This window comes from Microbacterium sp. MMO-35 (assembly GCF_037147555.1).
In the GTDB taxonomy this organism is placed as follows: Bacteria; Actinomycetota; Actinomycetes; order Actinomycetales; family Microbacteriaceae; genus Microbacterium.
In genome coordinates this window covers 365,220-381,238 of the sequence record NZ_JBBCVH010000001.1, presented here as the reverse complement: position 1 = coordinate 381,238, position 16,019 = coordinate 365,220, and the positions used below count along the sequence as shown (strand labels likewise).

Sequence of the window (16,019 nt, the reverse complement as noted above, 5' to 3'; positions counted from 1 at the left end):
AGGAAGTCGTGTTCCCGAGGAGGAACCCATGAAGACGGACACACAGCGCACGCGCCGGGTCGTGATGGCCGCGCTCGGCGGCATCACGGCGGTTGGACTGCTCGCGGGCTGCGGCTCGAGCACTCCGGGGCAGGCCGCCGGGGACGGAGGCGACTCCAGCGGCAAGACCACCATCGAGTTCTGGCACCGCACGTTCACCCCGCCCGAGAACGCCTGGTACAAGGACATCGTCAAGAAGTTCAACGCCTCCCAGGACAAGATCGTCGTCAAGGACACCGAGATCCCCGCCGACGCGTGGGACCAGAAGATGAAGGCGGCCCAGGCCGCGGGCAAGGCGCCCGACATCTACACCCACTCCGGCAGCATCCAGGACGCGGTCAACGCCGGTCAGCTGTACGACCTCGGCAAGGTCGTCGACACCTCCAAGCTGGACGAGATCATCGACTCGGCGAAGTCGGTGTCCGAGATCGGCGGCACCTACTACGCCTACCCCCTCCTGCAGGAGGCCCAGACCGTGCTGTTCTGGAACAAGGACATGCTCTCCAAGGCCGGTGTGGACACGGACAAGGGCCCCGCGACCTGGGACGACCTGCTCGCCGACTGCGCCAAGATCCAGCCGACGCTCGCCCAGGGGCAGTACTGCATCTCGCCCGCGTCCGACGCCATCACGTTCGCCTGGTCGACCGTCGGCCAGCAGTACAACTTCGCCGGGCACACGGCCCTCACCGACGACTGGAAGTCCCCGGACATCGACAACGCCGCCTACCGCGACCTGATGTCGAAGTACAAGGAGCTGTGGGACAAGGGGTACATGCCCAAGCAGGCGCTCGCTGCCTACGTCGAGGGCAAGGACTTCGGCCAGAAGAAAGTCGCCTTCAAGGTCTCCGGCTCCTGGATGATGTCGGAGATCGGATCCGACTACCCGGACCTGCTCACCAAGACGGGCATCGGCGCCTTCCCGAACGCCTCCAACGCCGACGGCCGCACCGCCACCACGCTCGGCAACTTCAAGTGGGTCATCGACGCGAAGAGCAAGCACGCCGACGCCGCCGGGAAGTTCCTGGAGTGGTCGCTCGCCGGTGATCCGCAGAACCTCGTGCCGTTCTTCGTGAACACGCAGTTCACCAAGGTCCCCGTGCGCAAATCGGTGCAGGAGGCCGTCGCCAAGGACGAGGCCGCCGCGAAGGCGCCGTGGTCGAGCGTGATCACGAACGACATCGCGCCCGACGCGATCCCCGAGCCGACCTACCCGTGGGACGTCTCGCTCGCGGTCGGCACCGCGATGGAGTCGGTCATGAAGGGCGCGGCTTCGCCGGACGACGCCATCAAGACCGCGGACGCCGCGATCCAGAAGGTGATCCAGTCGCAGGATCTGCCGAGCAAGGCTCCGAAGAAGTGAGCGCGGCGCGGTCGGGGACCGCTGTGCGGCCGTCCCCGACCGCGCAGCCCGGCCCCGCACCATCCCCCCGACGGAGAGCACCGATGACCACGCAAGCGATCGACGACCGGCGCGCAGCCAAGCGCAGAGCGGACCGGCACCGGTACCGCGACACGAAGCTCGCCTACCTGCTGCTCGCCCCCGTGGTGATCCTGCTCGGGATCTTCGTCGCCTGGCCGGCGGTGTACGCGGCGTTCCTCTCGTTCCAGGACTGGAGCTTCTACAAGGATCCGCAGTTCGTCGGCGGGAAGAACTACGTCGACGTGCTGACGGATCCGCTGTTCGTCGCGACGATCGGCCGCGGATTCCTGTTCGTCCTGATGACGGTGCCGCCGATGCTCGTGCTGGCGTTCCTGTTCGCGAGCCTCGTCGTGAGCGTCTCCCGGCGCTTCGCGACCGTGCTCAAGGTCAGCATCTACATCCCGACGATCATCTCGTCCGTGATCGCGTCGATCGTGTTCGTGCTGATCTACACCTACGACGGCGGCATCCTGAACGCCGTGCTCGCCGTGTTCCACATCGACCCCGTGGCGTGGATCGGGGATCCCGCGTGGGCGCTGCTCTCCGTGGCGGTGCCCGCGGTGTGGCTCGGCATGGGCATCACCTCGCTCATCATGGTCGCCGCCATGGTGGACATCCCGACGGAGTACTACGAGGCCGCGGCGATGGAGGGGGCCGGCTGGTGGCAGAAGACCTTCTACATCACGATGCCCCAGATGAAGAACGTGTTCCTCTACCTGCTGATCACCGGCTTCGTCGCCGCGATCCAGCAGTTCGAGCTGCCCCTCGTCATGACGCAGGGCGGACCGCTGGACTCGACCACGCTGCCGAACCTGTTCATCTTCAACCACTTCCGCAACGACGTGAACGTGGGCTACTCGATCGCCGCGGCCCTGCTGCTCTTCGTCGTGCTGGGATCCGTCTCGGCGCTCGTCTTCAAGTTCATCAACTCCGAAAGGCTCGTCGACTGATGAGTGCGACCTCCCCGACCACCGCCCTGGAGACCACCCGGATCGTCCTGGCCGGAAAGGACCACCGCCGGTTCACGGCGCCGCACGGCGTCACCGGCTGGGCGATCCTCGTCGGCAAGGCGTTCGTCGGCCTGCTGTTCCTGGTCGCGGCGCTGTTCCCTCTCGCCTGGATGGTGATCGCCGGCTTCAAGGCGAAGACCGAGGTGCTGAGCACGCCGTTCCAGTTCTTCCCCGAGGTGTGGCACTGGGACAACTACACCAAGATCCTCGGTGACGCGACGTTCCTGCGCACCCTGGGCTGGACGTTCCTCGGCGCCATCCTGTTCACGGTGCTGAGCCTCACGGTGAACTCGCTCGCCGCCTACGCGTTCGCGCGGTTGCAGTTCCGGTTCCAGCGCACGCTGTGGGTCGCCGTCATCACGACGATGTTCATCCCGGGCATGACGATCCTGCTCACGAGCTTCATCGTGGTGACGAAGCTCGCGATGCTGGACACGCTCGCCGTGCTGGTGATCCCGGGGGCCGCAAGCGCGGCGTCGGTCTTCTTCATCCGGCAGTTCTACCTGAACATCCCGGCCAGCCTCGAGGAGGCCGCGATGCTGGACGGCTGCGGCCGCTTCGGGATCTTCGTGCGCATCTTCCTGCCGCTGTCGAAGCCGCCGTTCGTGGTGATGGGGATCACGGCGTTCCTCGCCTACTGGAACTCCTACGTCTGGCCGATCATGACGATCACGTCGCCGGAGAAGTTCGTGCTGCAGCAGTACCTGGCGGAGTTCCGCACCGGACGCGGCTCGAGCGAGCTCGGGCTGCTGATGGCCGGATCCGTGCTGGCGGCGGCTCCGGTCGTGATCCTGTTCCTCATCTTCCAGCGCCAGATCATCGGCAACATCAAGATGGCCGGCCTCAAATAGGCGGCCGTGTTCTCGAAGGGGAGAATGCCATGTCCGAACGACCGACCCGTCCCGCCCACGCACTGACCCGCCGGGGTCTCCTGCAGGGAGCCCTCGCCGCGGGAGCCGCGCTCGGCGTCTCCGCACTGGGCGCCGGCCCCGCGGCCGCGGCCGGGCTCACCGTCACGAGGCTCAAGGTGCTCGCGGGCACCCAGGCCGGAGTGCAGTACGGAGTGGGGGCCACCGATCTCGGGATCCCCGCGCGCACGCCCGACGGCCGTCTGCTCTTCGTCTTCGGGGACACCTGGGCCGACGCCGTGGGCGGCACCGACTGGCGCTCGCCGGTCGCGCTGTACTCGTCGACGAGCGACCTCGCCACCGGCGTCGTGTTCAGCGGGGCGGCAGGCGCGGGCGCGAACACGCAGGTCACCGCCCCCCAGCTCTGGTACTACCCTCATGACGCCTATTACGAGACCGTGATCCCCTCGGATGTGATCACGATCGGAACCCGCATGTACCTGCACGCGATCGTGAACGGGCCCACTTTCGGGGCGGTGCGCTGGACCGAGCTGTGGCAGTCCGACGACTCCGGTGCGACCTGGCAGCACACCGGCCTCAAGTTCCCCGCGGACATGGCCGGCGGCCGCTTCCAGTGCATCACGTGGGGACAGGGCAACGACGGCTACGTGTACATCTACGGCACCGGCTTCCAGCGCGACAAGGGCATCGTGCTCTACCGGGTGCCGCATAACAGCATGACCGCGCTGTCGGCCTACCAGCCCTGGGGCTATGCGAACGGCGCCTGGGGGTGGGGCAACCCGGCGACCGAGGTGCTGCCGGGGAAGTTCGGCGAGATGTGCTTGCGGCCCCTCGGCGGGAAGTGGATCCTCACCTGGTTCAACGCCGGCGCCTACCGGATCGACGCGATGGTGCTGAACACCCCGACCGACAACCTCTACACGGCCGCGAAGACCACGCTGCTCACGGGGTGCGAGTGGGGCGCGGAGGACGCCAGTCACGTCGCGCAGCTCTACGGCGGGTACATCATCCCCGGCTCCACCCTGTCGGATCTGCACCTCGGCGTGAGCCAGTGGAACACCGGGAACAACAGCGTCTACCACGTGGAGCAGTTCCGGATCCAGGGGCTCGTCTGAGGCGCCGACCGGTCGCGCCGCTCAGCCCGCGGTGCCCACGCGGACGACGGTGGACTGCCAGCCGGTCGATCCGTTCGGCGCGATCGGGGTGCGCTCCTGCTCCTGCATCCGGCCGTTCCGATCGGTGGCGCGGACGACGAGGGTGTGGCTGCCGCTGGTCGCGTTCCAGTCCAGGAACCACTGCACCCAGGTGTCGGCGCTGACCGGGGCGGACAGCGTCGCGGTCTGCCAGGCCCCGCCGTCGATCTGCACCTCGACTCGCGCGATCCCCACCGTCTGCGCCCAGGCGACCCCGGCGATCCGGGCGGCTCCCGGAGGGATCTCCTTGTCGATGCGCGGCGTGTCGATCCGGCTCGACAGCTTGATCGGCGCCTGTGCGCTGTAGCCGCGAGGCGTCCAGTAGGCCTGGTCCTTCTCGAACGTCGTGACCGTCATCCGGGTGAGCCACTTCGTCGCCGAGACATAGCCGTAGAGCCCCGGCACGACCATCCGCACCGGGAAGCCGTGCTCCGGCGGCAGGGGCTCGCCGTTCATCGCGACGGCGAGGATGGCATCCCTGCCCGGATCCGTGAGCGCGTCCAGCGGCGTGCTCGCGGTGAAGCCGTCGACGCTGCGGGAGAGCACCATGTCGGCGCCCTGCTCGGGCTTGGCGCGGGCGAGCACCTCGCGGACGGGGACGCCCAGCCACCGTGCGGTGCCGACGAGGTCGCCGCCGACCTGGTTCGACACGCAGGTCAGCGTCACGGCGTACTCCCGCAGCCCCATCCGCAGCAGCTCGTCGAAGCTCAGCTCCACCTTCTCGCCGACCATGCCGTCGACCGTCAGCCGCCAGTCCGCCGGGGCCAGGGACGGCACCGTCAGGGCGGTGTCGACGCGGTAGAAGTCCGCGTTCGGGGTGAACAGCGGGGAGAGCCCCGGGATGTCGAGCTCGGCGCCGGCGGGCACGGTGATCCGGGACAGCGGCTCTGGCAGGCGGAGCGCCTTGCGCACGGAGGCGACGGAGGTCGTCGCCATCGTCCCGATCCGGGCTCCCGTGCCCACGACGATCGCGGTGACCCCGCCCACCGCGGTCAGGAGGAGGAAGCGCCGGCGGTCCGGCCCCGACGCCCCGTCGCCGGCGGTCCCGGGTGCGCGCCATCGGCGCAGCGCCGCGATCGACATCGTCAGGAAGACGCAGCCCGCGATCGTGCCGGCGAGCGAGGGCAGGGCGGACAACGGCGTCGCCCCTGTGCGCGTCAGGGCCGCCGCCAGCCCGGCGGCACCGGCGACGGCGAACACCGCGACGCCGGCGAGGCGGCGGCGGCGCTCGAGGAGGCCGGCCGCCGCGGCGGCCAGCAGCACTCCGACGCCGAGGGTCAGCAGGAGGAAGAGCTTGTCGTTCGCGCCGAAGAGGTCGATCGCGAGCTCCTTGGCCCACTGCGGCACGATGTCGATGACGAACGAGCCCGCCGCCAGCAGCGGGCTCGCGTCGCGGGCGGCGGCGAAGGCCGTGATCTCGGCGACGGCGACGAACACCGCGCCGCTGACGACGCCGGCGAGCGCCGCCCAGCCGCGCCCGCCGTGACTTCCTGTCTTGTCTTCCATGTCCTGGGTTCGGTGCGGGCGGCCGAACGGATGGTGCATCGATCCGGATCCAATCCGCTGGGTGCACGGCTCCGAACGCATCGTGTCGGCCGATGAACGGTCGCGATGCACCAGTCAAAGGAGAAGATCATGCGATCCACCGCTCGCCTGCACACCAAGGTCTCGCTCGTCACCGCCGGCCTGCTGGCCGCCACGGCGCTCGCCCTCACGGGATGTTCGTCGTCGTCCGGCTCGTCGTCCGGCTCGTCGTCGGCCCCGCCCGTCAGCTCGCCGGAGGCGTCCCCGTCGCAGACGATGGATCCGGCGGCCGATCTGGTCGGCCCCGGGTGCGCCGCGTACGCGCAGCAGGTCCCCTCCGGCGCGGGTTCGGTCGCCGGGATGGCTCAGGACCCGGTGGCGACGGCCGCCAGCAACAACCCGCTGCTGACCACGCTGGTCGCGGCGGTCTCCGGCAAGCTCAACCCGAAGGTGAACCTGGTCGACACGCTCAACGGAAGCGAGTTCACCGTGTTCGCACCCGTCGATGACGCGTTCAAGAAGATCGACCCCGCCACCATCGACACGCTGAAGACCGACGCCGGGGCCGACACGCTCAGCAAGATCCTGACCTACCACGTCGTCGCCGGTCAGATCTCGCCGAAGGACATCGTCGGGACCCACAAGACCGTCGAGGGCGGCGAGGTGACGGTGACCGGATCGGGCGACAGCCTCAAGGTCAACGACGCGAACGTGATCTGCGGCGGCGTCCACACCGCGAACGCGACCGTCTACCTCATCGACTCCGTCCTGATGCCGCCGGCCCAGTAAGGATCTGCGCCCTCGCGACACAGACCGGACCGCATGATCGACGGCACCGCCCGAACATGCGGTCCGGTCCGGCGCGGAGGGGCGGCAGACCCGGGGACGCGGCAGTGCTCATCAGCGACGCATTGCCGGGACGGGGTGGGGAGGTGAGGCATGCTGGAAGCCATGGTGATCGACGATCGGGAGCACGCCGAGCAGGACGGCGGCGACGACCCCGCCTCCGCGCTGCTGGTGCGGGTGGCGCAGGGCGATCAGTCGGCGTTCGCCGAACTCTACGACATGCTGTCGCCGCGCGTCTTCGGCCTCATCCTCCGCGTGCTGGTGAATCGCTCGCAGAGCGAGGAGGTGCTGCAGGAGGTCTTCCTGGAGATCTGGCAGACCGCTTCGCGCTTCGCCTCGGATCGAGGCCGGGGGCGGACCTGGATCCTGACGATCGCGCATCGTCGGGCGGTGGACCGCGTGCGGGCCTCGCAGGCCAGCGCCGACCGCGACGTGCGGGTCGGGGCGCGCGACCTCGACGTCGCCCATGACAGCGTCGCCGAGCAGGCCGAGCTGTCGATCGACGCGGACCGGGTGGTCGGCGCCCTCTCCGCCCTGCCGGATGCGCAACGCGAGGCGCTCGTGCTCGCGTACTACGGCGGATACTCGCAGAGCGAGATCGCCACGATCACGGGATCACCGCTGGGAACGGTGAAGACCCGCATGAGAGATGGACTCACGCGTCTTCGGACGCACTGGGGGGTGAACGCATGAACGAGCCGGAGTTCGCCGAGCTGGCCGCCGGCCACAGCCTGGGGGCGCTGTCGGCGGAGGACGAGCGCCGCTATCGGGCCGCGCTCGCCGCGCACCCCGAGTGGTCGGCGATCGCCGAGGACGATGCCGACACCGCCGCGCTCCTTGCCGACGGGACGACCTCCGTCGCACCTCCGCTGGCCCTTCGCGACGCCCTCCTCGCCCGCATCGCGGTGACGCCGCAGAGCGCTGATCCCGAGGACGCGCCCTCGGTGGCGGCAGAGGATGCGCTCGCGCCGGAACCCGCCTCAGAGCCGGCGCCGGCCGATGCCCCCGTCGCCGGCGCGGCACCCGGTCCCGTCGCTCCGGAGGACTCGCGCAGCGCATCCGCCGCGGGAGCCGCGGACGGGTCGCGTCGACCGCGACGGCTGATGTTCGCGCTCGCCGCCTGCCTCGTGCTGATCCTCGGTCTCGGCGTGGGCGCCGCGGTCGTCATCCCGCAGCTGCTGCGCCCCGCGGCCGTCGTCGCGCTCGACCGGATCGAGAACGCGCCCGATGCGGCGCAGAAGACCGTGTCGCTGCCCTCGGGCGGTCATGCGACGGCGCACTGGTCGGCGTCGATCGGCACGGCGGTGCTCGTGTCGGACGGCCTCGAGCCGCTCGGTGGAAAGCAGACCTACGAGCTGTGGTTCGTCCGCGGCGACGGCCCGGTGTCCGCCGGCGTCTTCGCCGCCGAGCCGGGAACGACGACGGCGCAGCTGAGCGGGAGCATGCACGCGGGCGACGCGATCGCCGTGACGGTGGAGCAGGCCGGCGGATCCCCCACGGGGAAGCCGACGAGCCAGCCCATCATCGTCATCCCCACATCCTGAGGCGTTCGAGTCTTCCGACGGCGCCCGCCCGGACGGCGCCGTCACCGGATATTGAGCCTGCGTTCAGAAACATGACAGGGACGGCTCCGTAGCGTGGAGGGCCGGGGCGGCTGCCCCGAGCCGCGCTCGCCGCGGTGTCCTGCCACGAAGGAGCTGTCCGGAATGACGAACACCACGAAGCCCGCCGCCTCTCTCGGACTCCTGGTCCTGCGCCTCGTCGTGGGCGGCGTCTTCGCCGCGCACGGCGCGCAGAAGGTCTTCGAGTACACCCTGCCCGGCACGGTCCAGGCCTTCGCGGGCATGGGCGCGCCGCTGCCCGAGATCGCCGGACCCGTGATCGCCTTCCTCGAGCTCGTCGGAGGGATCCTGCTCATCGCCGGCCTGTTCACCCGTCCGGTCGGCGTGCTCCTGGCGGCCGACATGATCGGCGCCATCGTGCTCGTGCACCTCGGCAACGGCATCTGGGTCGGTGACGGAGGCTGGGAGTTCGCGGCCGTGCTCGGCGCGGGGGCGCTCGCCCTCGCCTTCACCGGCGCCGGGCGCTACGGCCTCGACCGCGCCGTGCTGCGCGGCCCGGTGCGCGCGCTGGCCTGAGCTCCGGCCGACCCGGCGGAAGAAGAAGACCGCGCGCGCGACTCGCTCGCGTCTCGCCGGCGACGGCGTCAGCTGCGCGGTTCGCGCGGGGGAGTGGATCCCAGGTCCGGCACGGGTGCCGTTCCTAGGTGCACCTCCATGTCGTCGGCGCTGGGCGCCTTCGGGCGGCGGGCCGTCGGCCGATCCAGGTAGAACATCGCGGTGGAGGCGATGTCGTCGCGCAGGGGCAGGTAGCGCCAGCCGCTGCGCCACCCCAGCGCCTGGATGTCGACCTTCGGGATCCCGGTGGAGAAGTGGATCGGATCCGCGAGGTGCCAGCGGTACATGCCGAAGCGCTGCTGCGAGACGTAGAGCCCGTCGGGACGGATCACCTGGGGCATGCCGAGATAGGGCGTCGAGAACGTCGTGTACCCCTGACCCGGGATGTCGAAGTTCCACGCGCCGCCGAAGTAGTCCTCGGTTCCCGTGCCGCAGATCGTGGGGTGGTCGGTGTCGTCGTCGAGGTAGAACTTGATCTCGCCCTCGCCCCACCAGCCGTTGGAGTTCACGCCCCACGCGATGTAGGTGCCGACGTACTGCCCCCGGCCCTCGACGCCCTCGAGGATCGTGTGCGGCACGAGCTCCTCGAGCGGGTTCGAGCGGCGCCACTGCGCGTGGAAGTACCCGTCGGCGGAGTAGTCGCCGCCGATCTCGTAGGTCACCTGGTAGTAGACGCGCACGTCGACCGCCGAGGTGTTCTCGATCGTGAGGCGTGCGCCGTCGCGGAACGGCATCGGCCAGTAGGAGTTGAAGCCGCCGTGCGGGTTCGCGGCGATCACCTGCGAGTTCACCTGCGCGAACACGCCCCAGCCGTTGCAGAAGAAGTCGCCGTAGGGCACCTCGACGGCGGGTTCGTCGGCGCCGTCCCAGTAGGCGCGCAGGATGAGAGTGCGCCAGTTGTCGGTGTGCGTGGTGATCCAGATGTGGGTGATCCGGCCCGCCCCCTCGATCGCGGCGAGGTCGAACGTCGCGCCCGCGGCGATGTCGACGCTCGGGGAGATCTTCCATCCGGGCCCGAGGTCGCGCGCGCAGTCGGCCCCGGTGCCCTCGGTCGCCCTGGCTCCGCCGCCGACGGCGCCGTCGAAGTTCTCTGGGGAGATGGACCGGGTCTGCACGGTCCTCAGGGCGGACAGGGACGACAGGTCGGTAAGAGTCATGGCGGGGCACGTCCTCGGGTCGTGGTGGGGTGGATCCGCGCGTGGCGTCCGCGACGGCGCGTGCGGCCACCCTACCGATTCCCGCTCACTGTTGCAATCGATTTCATCACGGTAATGTGTCCTGACGGACAACAGAAGGCAGGACCGGATGGCGACCATCTACGACGTAGCGCGTCTCGCCGGCGTGTCTCCTGCGACGGTGTCCCGCGTGTTCAACGGCGCGGGCGTCTCGGATGAGAAGGTCGCGGCGGTGCGTCAGGCGGCCGCCCAGCTGAAGTTCTTCCCGAATCGCACGGCCCGGACGCTGCGGCGGCAGAGCTCCGAGGTGATCGCGCTCGTCATCCCCGACATCGAGAACCCGTACTTCACCGAGATGGCGCGCGGTGTCGAGGATGTCGCCTCCGAGGCCGGCTATTCGGTCGTGCTCTGCAACTCCGACGCCCAGGTGGAGAAGGAGCAGACCTATCTGCGCATCGCGATCGCCGAGCACATGTCCGGGGTGATCCTCGCCGCGGCGTCCGACCACACCTCTCTCGACGAGCTGCTGGAGACGGGGCGGCCGGTGGTCGCGGTCGATCGCAGCACGGGCTACGACATCGACGGGGTGGTCATGGCGAACCGGGACGCCGGCCGCAGCGCGACCGAGCAGCTGATCGAGGCCGGATACACGCGCATCGCGCACATCGCGGGCCCGGAGCACATCGAGACCGCGGTCGAGCGCGCCGACGGCTGGCGTGCCGCGCTGAAGGCGCACGGCCTCCCCGCGGATCCCGAGCTGCTGCGGTTCTCGTCGTTCCGGGTGGACGGCGGGCGCGAGACGATGGCGGAGCTGCTGGCGTTGCCCGAGCCGCCCGACGCCGTCGTGGCCGGCAACAACCTCATCGGCGTCGGCGCGATCCAGGTGCTCACCGAGCGCGGTCTCACCCCGCCCGCGATGGGCGTCGCGGTCGTCGGCTCGCTGCCGTTCACGACGCTGTCGCCGAGCGTGGTCACCGTCGTACGCCTGCCTGCGCGCCACATGGGCGTGACCGCCGCCCGGATGCTCCTCGACCGGATCGGCGGCGACGATCAGCCCGCCCGCACCGTCGTGCTGCGCAACGAGATCCAGGCGGCGACCGTCTCGCGCTGACCCCCGCTCAGGAGTGCCAGAGGCGGTCGGCCAGCGCCGCCACATCCTTGTCGAGCGCCGAGACCTTGACATCCACCGCGTCGAAGCGGGCGTTCATCTCGGCACGGAGTCCGGTGATCCTGCCGTCCATCGCCTCGAAGCGGGCGTCCATGGCTTCGAAGCGGGCGTTCATCTCGCCGCGGAGGCCCTCGAACTTGCCGTCGATGGTCTCGAATCTGCCGTCGAACCGGCCCTCGAGGGCCTCGAATCTGCCGTCGAACCGGCCCTCGAGGGCTTCGAGTCGTCCGTTGATCGCCTTCGTGAGAAGCGTCGTCATGAGCGTCATGCCGCCGAGCATGATCGCGGCGAAGAGTCCGATCAGGGTCCACACCTGCGGTTCGGTCATGTCCATGCCTCCAGTGTCTTCGGTCGTTCCGAGCCTGTCATCAGCCAAAGGTCTCGAAGTCGGTTTCACAGAATCAGGGGAGAAGGCGCGCTCATCGGGCGCTGTGGGGGACGGTCTCGGGGCAATTGCGCTTGAAATCGATTTCGCGTAGTGTGATCGCCGTCCGGCCAGGACGAGCGATCGAGGAGGATGCGCGTGCGGTGCACCATCGGTGTCGACATCGGCACCTCCAGCAGCAAGGGCGTCCTCGTGGATGCCGACGGCGCGATCCTCGCCCAGGCGACCCGGACGCACGAGGTGAGCCGCCCGCGCACCGGCTGGGTCGAGATGGACGGCGGGATCTGGTGGGACGAGTTCGTCTCCCTCGCCCGGGAGCTGCGGGCCGCCGTGCCGGACGCCGAGATCGCCGCGGTCGGGGTGAGCGGCATGGGGCCGTGCATCCTGCTGGTCGACGCCGCGGGTGAGCCGGTCCGCCCGGCCGTCCTCTACGGCGTCGACACGCGCGCCGGGGAGCAGATCGCACGGATGACGGCCGACCTGGGCGTCGCCGAGATCACTCGCGTGGGCGGATCCGTCCTCACCTCGCAGGCCGGAGGCCCGAAGATCCTCTGGATCCATGACGAGGATCCGGGGGCGTGGGAGCGGGCCCGGCGGCTCTTCATGCCGGCCTCGTGGCTCGCGCACCGGCTCACCGGCGCCTACGTGCTGGACCATCAGTCCGCCAGCCAGGTCTCGCCCCTGTACGACATCGAGCACGAGCGCTGGCACGACGAATGGTGGCAGCGCTATGCGGGGCCGCTCGAGCAGCCCGCGCTGCTCTGGGCGGGGGATGTCGCGGGCCTGGTGACCGCCGAGGCGGCACTCGTCACCGGGATCCCCGAGGGCACACCGGTCATCGCCGGCACGATCGACGCCTGGACCGAAGCGGTCAGCGTCGGTGCGCACGGCGTCGGCGACCTCATGCTCATGTACGGCACCACGATGTTCCTCGTCGCCACGGGGGAGGAGACGCTGCGGACGCCCTCCATGTGGACGACGGCGGGCGCGTTCGCAGGCACCCGCAACCTCGCCGGCGGCCTCTCGACCTCGGGCGCGCTCACCGCCTGGCTGAAGGACCTGACGGGATCCGACTACCCCGAACTGCTCGCCGAGGCCGAGGCGTCCGGCCCGGGCGCGCGCGGGCTCGTGATGCTGCCGTACTTCGCGGGCGAGCGGACGCCGATCCAGGATCCGGATGCGCGCGGCGTGATCGCGGGTCTCACCCTGGACCACGGCCGGGGCGACCTGTACCGGGCGGCGCTGGAGGCGACCGCGCTCGGCGTGCGGCACAACGTGCAGACGATGCGCGACGCGGGCGCGGACATCCGCCGGATCGTCGCGGTCGGCGGAGGCACCCAGGGGCGGCTCTGGCTGCAGATCGTGTCCGATGCGACCGGGCTCGCGCAGGAGGTGCCGCAGATCACGATCGGCGCGAGCTACGGCGCGGCCTTCCTCGCGGCGGGCGCCGTGACCGACCGCGCCCCGGCCATCGCGGACTGGAACCCGGTCGTGACGACGATCGCTCCCGATCCCGCCCTGGCCTCCGCGTACGACGCGCTCTTCGACCGCTACCTGCGGCTGTACGCGGGCACCGCGGAGGTCGTGCACGAACTCGCGGAGCAGCAGCGCGCCGATGACGATCGGGAGGTGCCGGCATGACGCGCCGGGCCCGTCCCGTCCCGCACACCGCGGAGCGCGCGGCGTTCCCCCTCGGCGGCATCGGCACGGGCAACGTCTCGCTCGGAGCGCGCGGCGAACTGCGCGACTGGGAGCTCGAGAACCACCCCGACAAGGATCGCCGCAATCCGCGCACGTTCTTCGCGATCCACGCGGCACCGGAGGGGGCCGAGCCCGTCACCCGCGTTCTCGAGGCGCGCATGACGGGGCGACGCGACCTCGACGCCGGCTTCTCGTTCGACGATCTCGCCGGCCTCCCTCGCCTCGAGGCGGCGACGATGCACGGGGAGTACCCCGTGGTCGACATCGACTTCGCCGACCGCACGCTGCCCGTCGACGTGACGCTGCACGCCTTCACGCCGCTCGTCCCGCTCGACGCGGACGCCTCGGGCATCCCCGCGGCCGTGCTGCGCTACCGGGTTTCGAATCCCGGCGACGCGCCCGTCGCGGTCACGGTCGCCGGCAGCGTCTCGCACACGGCGGGCCGCGGCGAACCGGGCCCCGACGCCCCCTGGGGCATGCGCGGCACGCAGAGCGTCCGCTGGCGCGATTACGGGGAGGTGCGCGGCCTCGACTTCGGCATCGACCTCCCCGGTGACGACCCCGGTTACGGCACCCTCGCCCTCACCACCGCCGACGCCTCCACCACGGTCAAGCCGCAATGGGTCACGAGCTACTGGCCCGACGGCGCCCGCATGTTCTGGAGCGACCTCACCGCCGACGGGCTGCTCGACGCCGAGCCGCGGCTCACGCTCGAAGACCGCCCGCGCGGGCTGTTCGCCGAGAAGGACGCGGATCCGGATGCCGCGCCGCTCACCGAGGAGCAGATGCTCGCGAAGCTGCCGCGACTGCGCACCGGATCCCTCGGCATCGTCCACACGCTCGTCCCCGGCGAGACGCGCGACTTCGAGTTCGTGCTGAGCTGGTCGTTCCCGAACCGGCGGCGCGGCTGGCACGGGCACATCGTCTTCGACGACGCCCCCGTGGATCCGTCCCTGCCGCCCGTCGTGCGCAACCACTACGCCGCGCTCTGGCCCGATGCCTGGTCCGCGGCGACGCACCTGCACCGGGAGCTCCCCGCGCTCGAGGCCGCGACGGACGCCTTCGTCGAGGCGCTCTACGGCGGCACGCTCGACCCCGTGCTCGCCGACGCGATCGGCGCGAACATCGCCGCGGTGCGGTCCACGACCTGCTTCGTGCTGGAGTCGCCGAACCCCGCCCTGGGCGAGGGGCCGGTGTTCGCGGCGTGGGAGGGGTCCTTCGACCACGGCGGGTCGTGCGAGGGGACCTGCACGCACGTCTGGTCGTACGCGCAGACCGTCGCCTGGCTGTTCCCGGCACTCGAGCGCAGCGCGCGCCGCCCGGAGTTCCTGCTCGAGACCGATGCGGACGGTGCGCAGAGGTTCCGCGGCAACCGCGTGTTCGGATCCGCTCCGTGGTTCATCGGGCCCGCCGTCGACGGGCAGCTCGGCACCTTCCTCCGGCTGCATCGCGAATGGCGGTTCTCGGGCGACGACGCGTTCCTGCGCGAGCTCTGGCCCGCGGCGGTGCGGACCCTCGAGCACGCGACCCGCGAGTGGGACCGCGACGGCGACGGGCTGCTGGACGGCGAGCTGCACAACACCTACGACATCGAGTTCCACGGGATCGACCCGCTCGCCAACGGGGTCTACCTCGCCGCCCTCCGCGCCGGAGCGCGCCTGGCCGCCCACCTGGGGGAGACGGAGCGGGCCAGGAGCTGGTCCGCGAGAGCCGATCACGTGGCCGCGGCGATGGACGACGTGCTCTACACCGGCGAGTATTACCGGCAGGTGATCGACGACGTCGACGCGCACCGCTACCAGTACGGCGACGGGGTGCTCTCGGACCAGCTGCTCGGACAGTTCCATGCGTATCTGAACGGACTCGGCCCGCTGCTGCCGCCCGCGCACCTCGACAGCGCGCTCGCCGCGATCGTCGCGCACAACCACCGGGCCGACCTCTCGGCGCACGAGAGCACTCAGCGGGTCTACGCGCTGAACGACGAGGGCGGCCTGCTGCTCGCCTCCTGGCCGCGCGGCGGGCGTCCCGCCATCCCGTTCGTCTACTCCGACGAGGTGTGGACGGGAGTCGAGCACCAGGTCGCGGCCACGCTGCTCTACGCGGGGCGCGTCGACGACGCGCTGCGCGTCGAGCGCGCGCTGCGTTCGCGCTACGACGGGACGCATCGCAACCCCTGGAACGAGATCGAGTGCGGCAACCACTACGCGCGCTCGCTCGCGTCCTGGGCGCTGCTGCTGGGGGCGAGCGGCGCGCAGTGGGACGCCCCGGCCCGCACGCTGTCGTTCGCGCCCGCGGCCGGCGCGTTCGCCGAGGGCGCCCCCGTGCGGTTCCTCTTCACCACGGGCAGCGGGTGGGGGTGCGCCGAGATCGACGAGGGCGCGCTGACCCTGCGGCTCGACGGCGGAGCGCTCGACCTCGCCGAGCTGCGGCTGCACGGCGCCCTGCTCGCGCACGACGTGCGACTTCTCCCGGGCGAACCCCGTACCTTCCCGCCGCCCGCCTGAGCGGCTAC

At 70.6% G+C, this 16,019-nt stretch carries 14 protein-coding genes; 11 read left to right on the top strand and 3 right to left on the bottom strand.

What is annotated here, in order from left to right; genetic code table 11:
- The first annotated feature begins 28 nt into the window (after positions 1–28).
- The 4 genes from WFJ01_RS01670 (at position 29) to WFJ01_RS01655 (ending at position 4,453) form a co-directional block, all read left to right on the top strand.
- The gene (locus WFJ01_RS01670) at positions 29–1,399 is read left to right on the top strand and encodes an ABC transporter substrate-binding protein (RefSeq protein ID WP_251443119.1); all 1,371 of its coding nucleotides are present in this window, start codon (positions 29–31) and stop codon (positions 1,397–1,399) included.
- Between the two features lie 83 nt (positions 1,400–1,482).
- A complete protein-coding gene (locus WFJ01_RS01665; RefSeq protein WP_251443117.1) occupies positions 1,483–2,409 on the top strand; it encodes a carbohydrate ABC transporter permease in 927 nt (308 codons plus the stop codon).
- A complete protein-coding gene (locus WFJ01_RS01660) occupies positions 2,409–3,320 on the top strand; it encodes a carbohydrate ABC transporter permease (RefSeq protein WP_251443115.1) in 912 nt (303 codons plus the stop codon). The genes WFJ01_RS01665 and WFJ01_RS01660 overlap by 1 nt, the downstream gene beginning before the upstream one ends.
- Positions 3,321–3,349: 29 nt before the next feature.
- Positions 3,350–4,453 carry a DUF4185 domain-containing protein gene (locus WFJ01_RS01655; RefSeq protein ID WP_336628011.1) on the top strand — a complete coding sequence of 368 codons (1,104 nt, stop codon included), beginning with the start codon at positions 3,350–3,352 and terminating at the stop codon, positions 4,451–4,453.
- 21 nt (positions 4,454–4,474) lie between these two features.
- Here WFJ01_RS01655 and WFJ01_RS01650 read toward each other — a convergent pair whose 3' ends face one another.
- Positions 4,475–6,037: a molybdopterin-dependent oxidoreductase gene (locus WFJ01_RS01650; RefSeq protein WP_336628010.1), complete on the bottom strand. Its 1,563-nt coding sequence runs from the start codon at positions 6,035–6,037 to the stop codon at positions 4,475–4,477.
- Between the two features lie 129 nt (positions 6,038–6,166).
- On the opposite strand from WFJ01_RS01650, the gene WFJ01_RS01645 reads away from it, so the two are divergent.
- The 4 genes from WFJ01_RS01645 to WFJ01_RS01630 all read left to right on the top strand — a co-directional run bounded on the left by WFJ01_RS01645 (position 6,167) and on the right by WFJ01_RS01630 (position 9,039).
- Positions 6,167–6,844, top strand: a complete 678-nt coding sequence (locus tag WFJ01_RS01645; protein WP_251443109.1) for a fasciclin domain-containing protein — start codon at positions 6,167–6,169, stop codon at positions 6,842–6,844.
- Positions 6,845–6,994: 150 nt separating this feature from the next.
- A complete protein-coding gene (gene sigK, locus WFJ01_RS01640; RefSeq protein ID WP_442928027.1) occupies positions 6,995–7,594 on the top strand; it encodes an ECF RNA polymerase sigma factor SigK in 600 nt (199 codons plus the stop codon).
- Positions 7,591–8,445: an anti-sigma factor gene (locus WFJ01_RS01635; protein WP_336628009.1), complete on the top strand. Its 855-nt coding sequence runs from the start codon at positions 7,591–7,593 to the stop codon at positions 8,443–8,445. Before sigK ends, WFJ01_RS01635 begins: the two co-directional genes overlap by 4 nt.
- 162 nt (positions 8,446–8,607) lie before the next feature.
- Positions 8,608–9,039, top strand: a complete 432-nt coding sequence (locus WFJ01_RS01630; RefSeq protein WP_251443104.1) for a DoxX family protein — start codon at positions 8,608–8,610, stop codon at positions 9,037–9,039.
- Positions 9,040–9,107: 68 nt separating this feature from the next.
- On the opposite strand, the gene WFJ01_RS01625 is transcribed toward WFJ01_RS01630, so the two are convergent.
- A complete protein-coding gene (locus tag WFJ01_RS01625; RefSeq protein WP_292883003.1) occupies positions 9,108–10,235 on the bottom strand; it encodes a glycoside hydrolase family 172 protein in 1,128 nt (375 codons plus the stop codon).
- A 148-nt stretch (positions 10,236–10,383) separates the two neighbouring features.
- On the opposite strand from WFJ01_RS01625, the gene WFJ01_RS01620 reads away from it, so the two are divergent.
- Positions 10,384–11,364 (top strand): LacI family DNA-binding transcriptional regulator, encoded by a 981-nt coding sequence (locus WFJ01_RS01620; RefSeq protein WP_251443098.1) that lies wholly within the window; start codon positions 10,384–10,386, stop codon positions 11,362–11,364.
- Between the two features lie 7 nt (positions 11,365–11,371).
- Here the strand turns inward: WFJ01_RS01620 and WFJ01_RS01615 are convergent, their stop codons facing one another.
- The gene (locus tag WFJ01_RS01615; protein WP_336628008.1) at positions 11,372–11,755 is read right to left on the bottom strand and encodes a hypothetical protein; all 384 of its coding nucleotides are present in this window, start codon (positions 11,753–11,755) and stop codon (positions 11,372–11,374) included.
- A gap of 183 nt (positions 11,756–11,938) precedes the next feature.
- Between WFJ01_RS01615 and WFJ01_RS01610 the strand changes: the two genes are divergently transcribed.
- Entirely contained in the window at positions 11,939–13,447 is a 1,509-nt protein-coding gene (locus WFJ01_RS01610; RefSeq protein ID WP_336628007.1) for an FGGY-family carbohydrate kinase, read from the top strand.
- On the top strand, positions 13,444–16,011 hold the full coding sequence (locus WFJ01_RS01605; protein ID WP_336628006.1) for a GH116 family glycosyl-hydrolase: 2,568 nt from the start codon (positions 13,444–13,446) through the stop codon (positions 16,009–16,011). The genes WFJ01_RS01610 and WFJ01_RS01605 overlap by 4 nt, the downstream gene beginning before the upstream one ends.
- Positions 16,012–16,019: the final 8 nt, after the last annotated feature.

Excerpts from the sequence above, each read along its gene's own strand:
- WFJ01_RS01670 (WP_251443119.1), top strand. The coding sequence starts at position 29 with ATGAAGACGGACACACAGCGCACGCGCCGGGTCGTGATGGCCGCGCTC.
- WFJ01_RS01665 (WP_251443117.1), top strand. The coding sequence starts at position 1,483 with ATGACCACGCAAGCGATCGACGACCGGCGCGCAGCCAAGCGCAGAGCG.
- WFJ01_RS01660 (WP_251443115.1), top strand. The coding sequence starts at position 2,409 with ATGAGTGCGACCTCCCCGACCACCGCCCTGGAGACCACCCGGATCGTC.
- WFJ01_RS01655 (WP_336628011.1), top strand. The coding sequence starts at position 3,350 with ATGTCCGAACGACCGACCCGTCCCGCCCACGCACTGACCCGCCGGGGT.
- WFJ01_RS01650 (WP_336628010.1), bottom strand. The coding sequence starts at position 6,037 with ATGGAAGACAAGACAGGAAGTCACGGCGGGCGCGGCTGGGCGGCGCTC.
- WFJ01_RS01645 (WP_251443109.1), top strand. The coding sequence starts at position 6,167 with ATGCGATCCACCGCTCGCCTGCACACCAAGGTCTCGCTCGTCACCGCC.
- sigK (WP_442928027.1), top strand. The coding sequence starts at position 6,995 with ATGCTGGAAGCCATGGTGATCGACGATCGGGAGCACGCCGAGCAGGAC.
- WFJ01_RS01635 (WP_336628009.1), top strand. The coding sequence starts at position 7,591 with ATGAACGAGCCGGAGTTCGCCGAGCTGGCCGCCGGCCACAGCCTGGGG.
- WFJ01_RS01630 (WP_251443104.1), top strand. The coding sequence starts at position 8,608 with ATGACGAACACCACGAAGCCCGCCGCCTCTCTCGGACTCCTGGTCCTG.
- WFJ01_RS01625 (WP_292883003.1), bottom strand. The coding sequence starts at position 10,235 with ATGACTCTTACCGACCTGTCGTCCCTGTCCGCCCTGAGGACCGTGCAG.
- WFJ01_RS01620 (WP_251443098.1), top strand. The coding sequence starts at position 10,384 with ATGGCGACCATCTACGACGTAGCGCGTCTCGCCGGCGTGTCTCCTGCG.
- WFJ01_RS01615 (WP_336628008.1), bottom strand. The coding sequence starts at position 11,755 with ATGGACATGACCGAACCGCAGGTGTGGACCCTGATCGGACTCTTCGCC.
- WFJ01_RS01610 (WP_336628007.1), top strand. The coding sequence starts at position 11,939 with ATGCGCGTGCGGTGCACCATCGGTGTCGACATCGGCACCTCCAGCAGC.
- WFJ01_RS01605 (WP_336628006.1), top strand. The coding sequence starts at position 13,444 with ATGACGCGCCGGGCCCGTCCCGTCCCGCACACCGCGGAGCGCGCGGCG.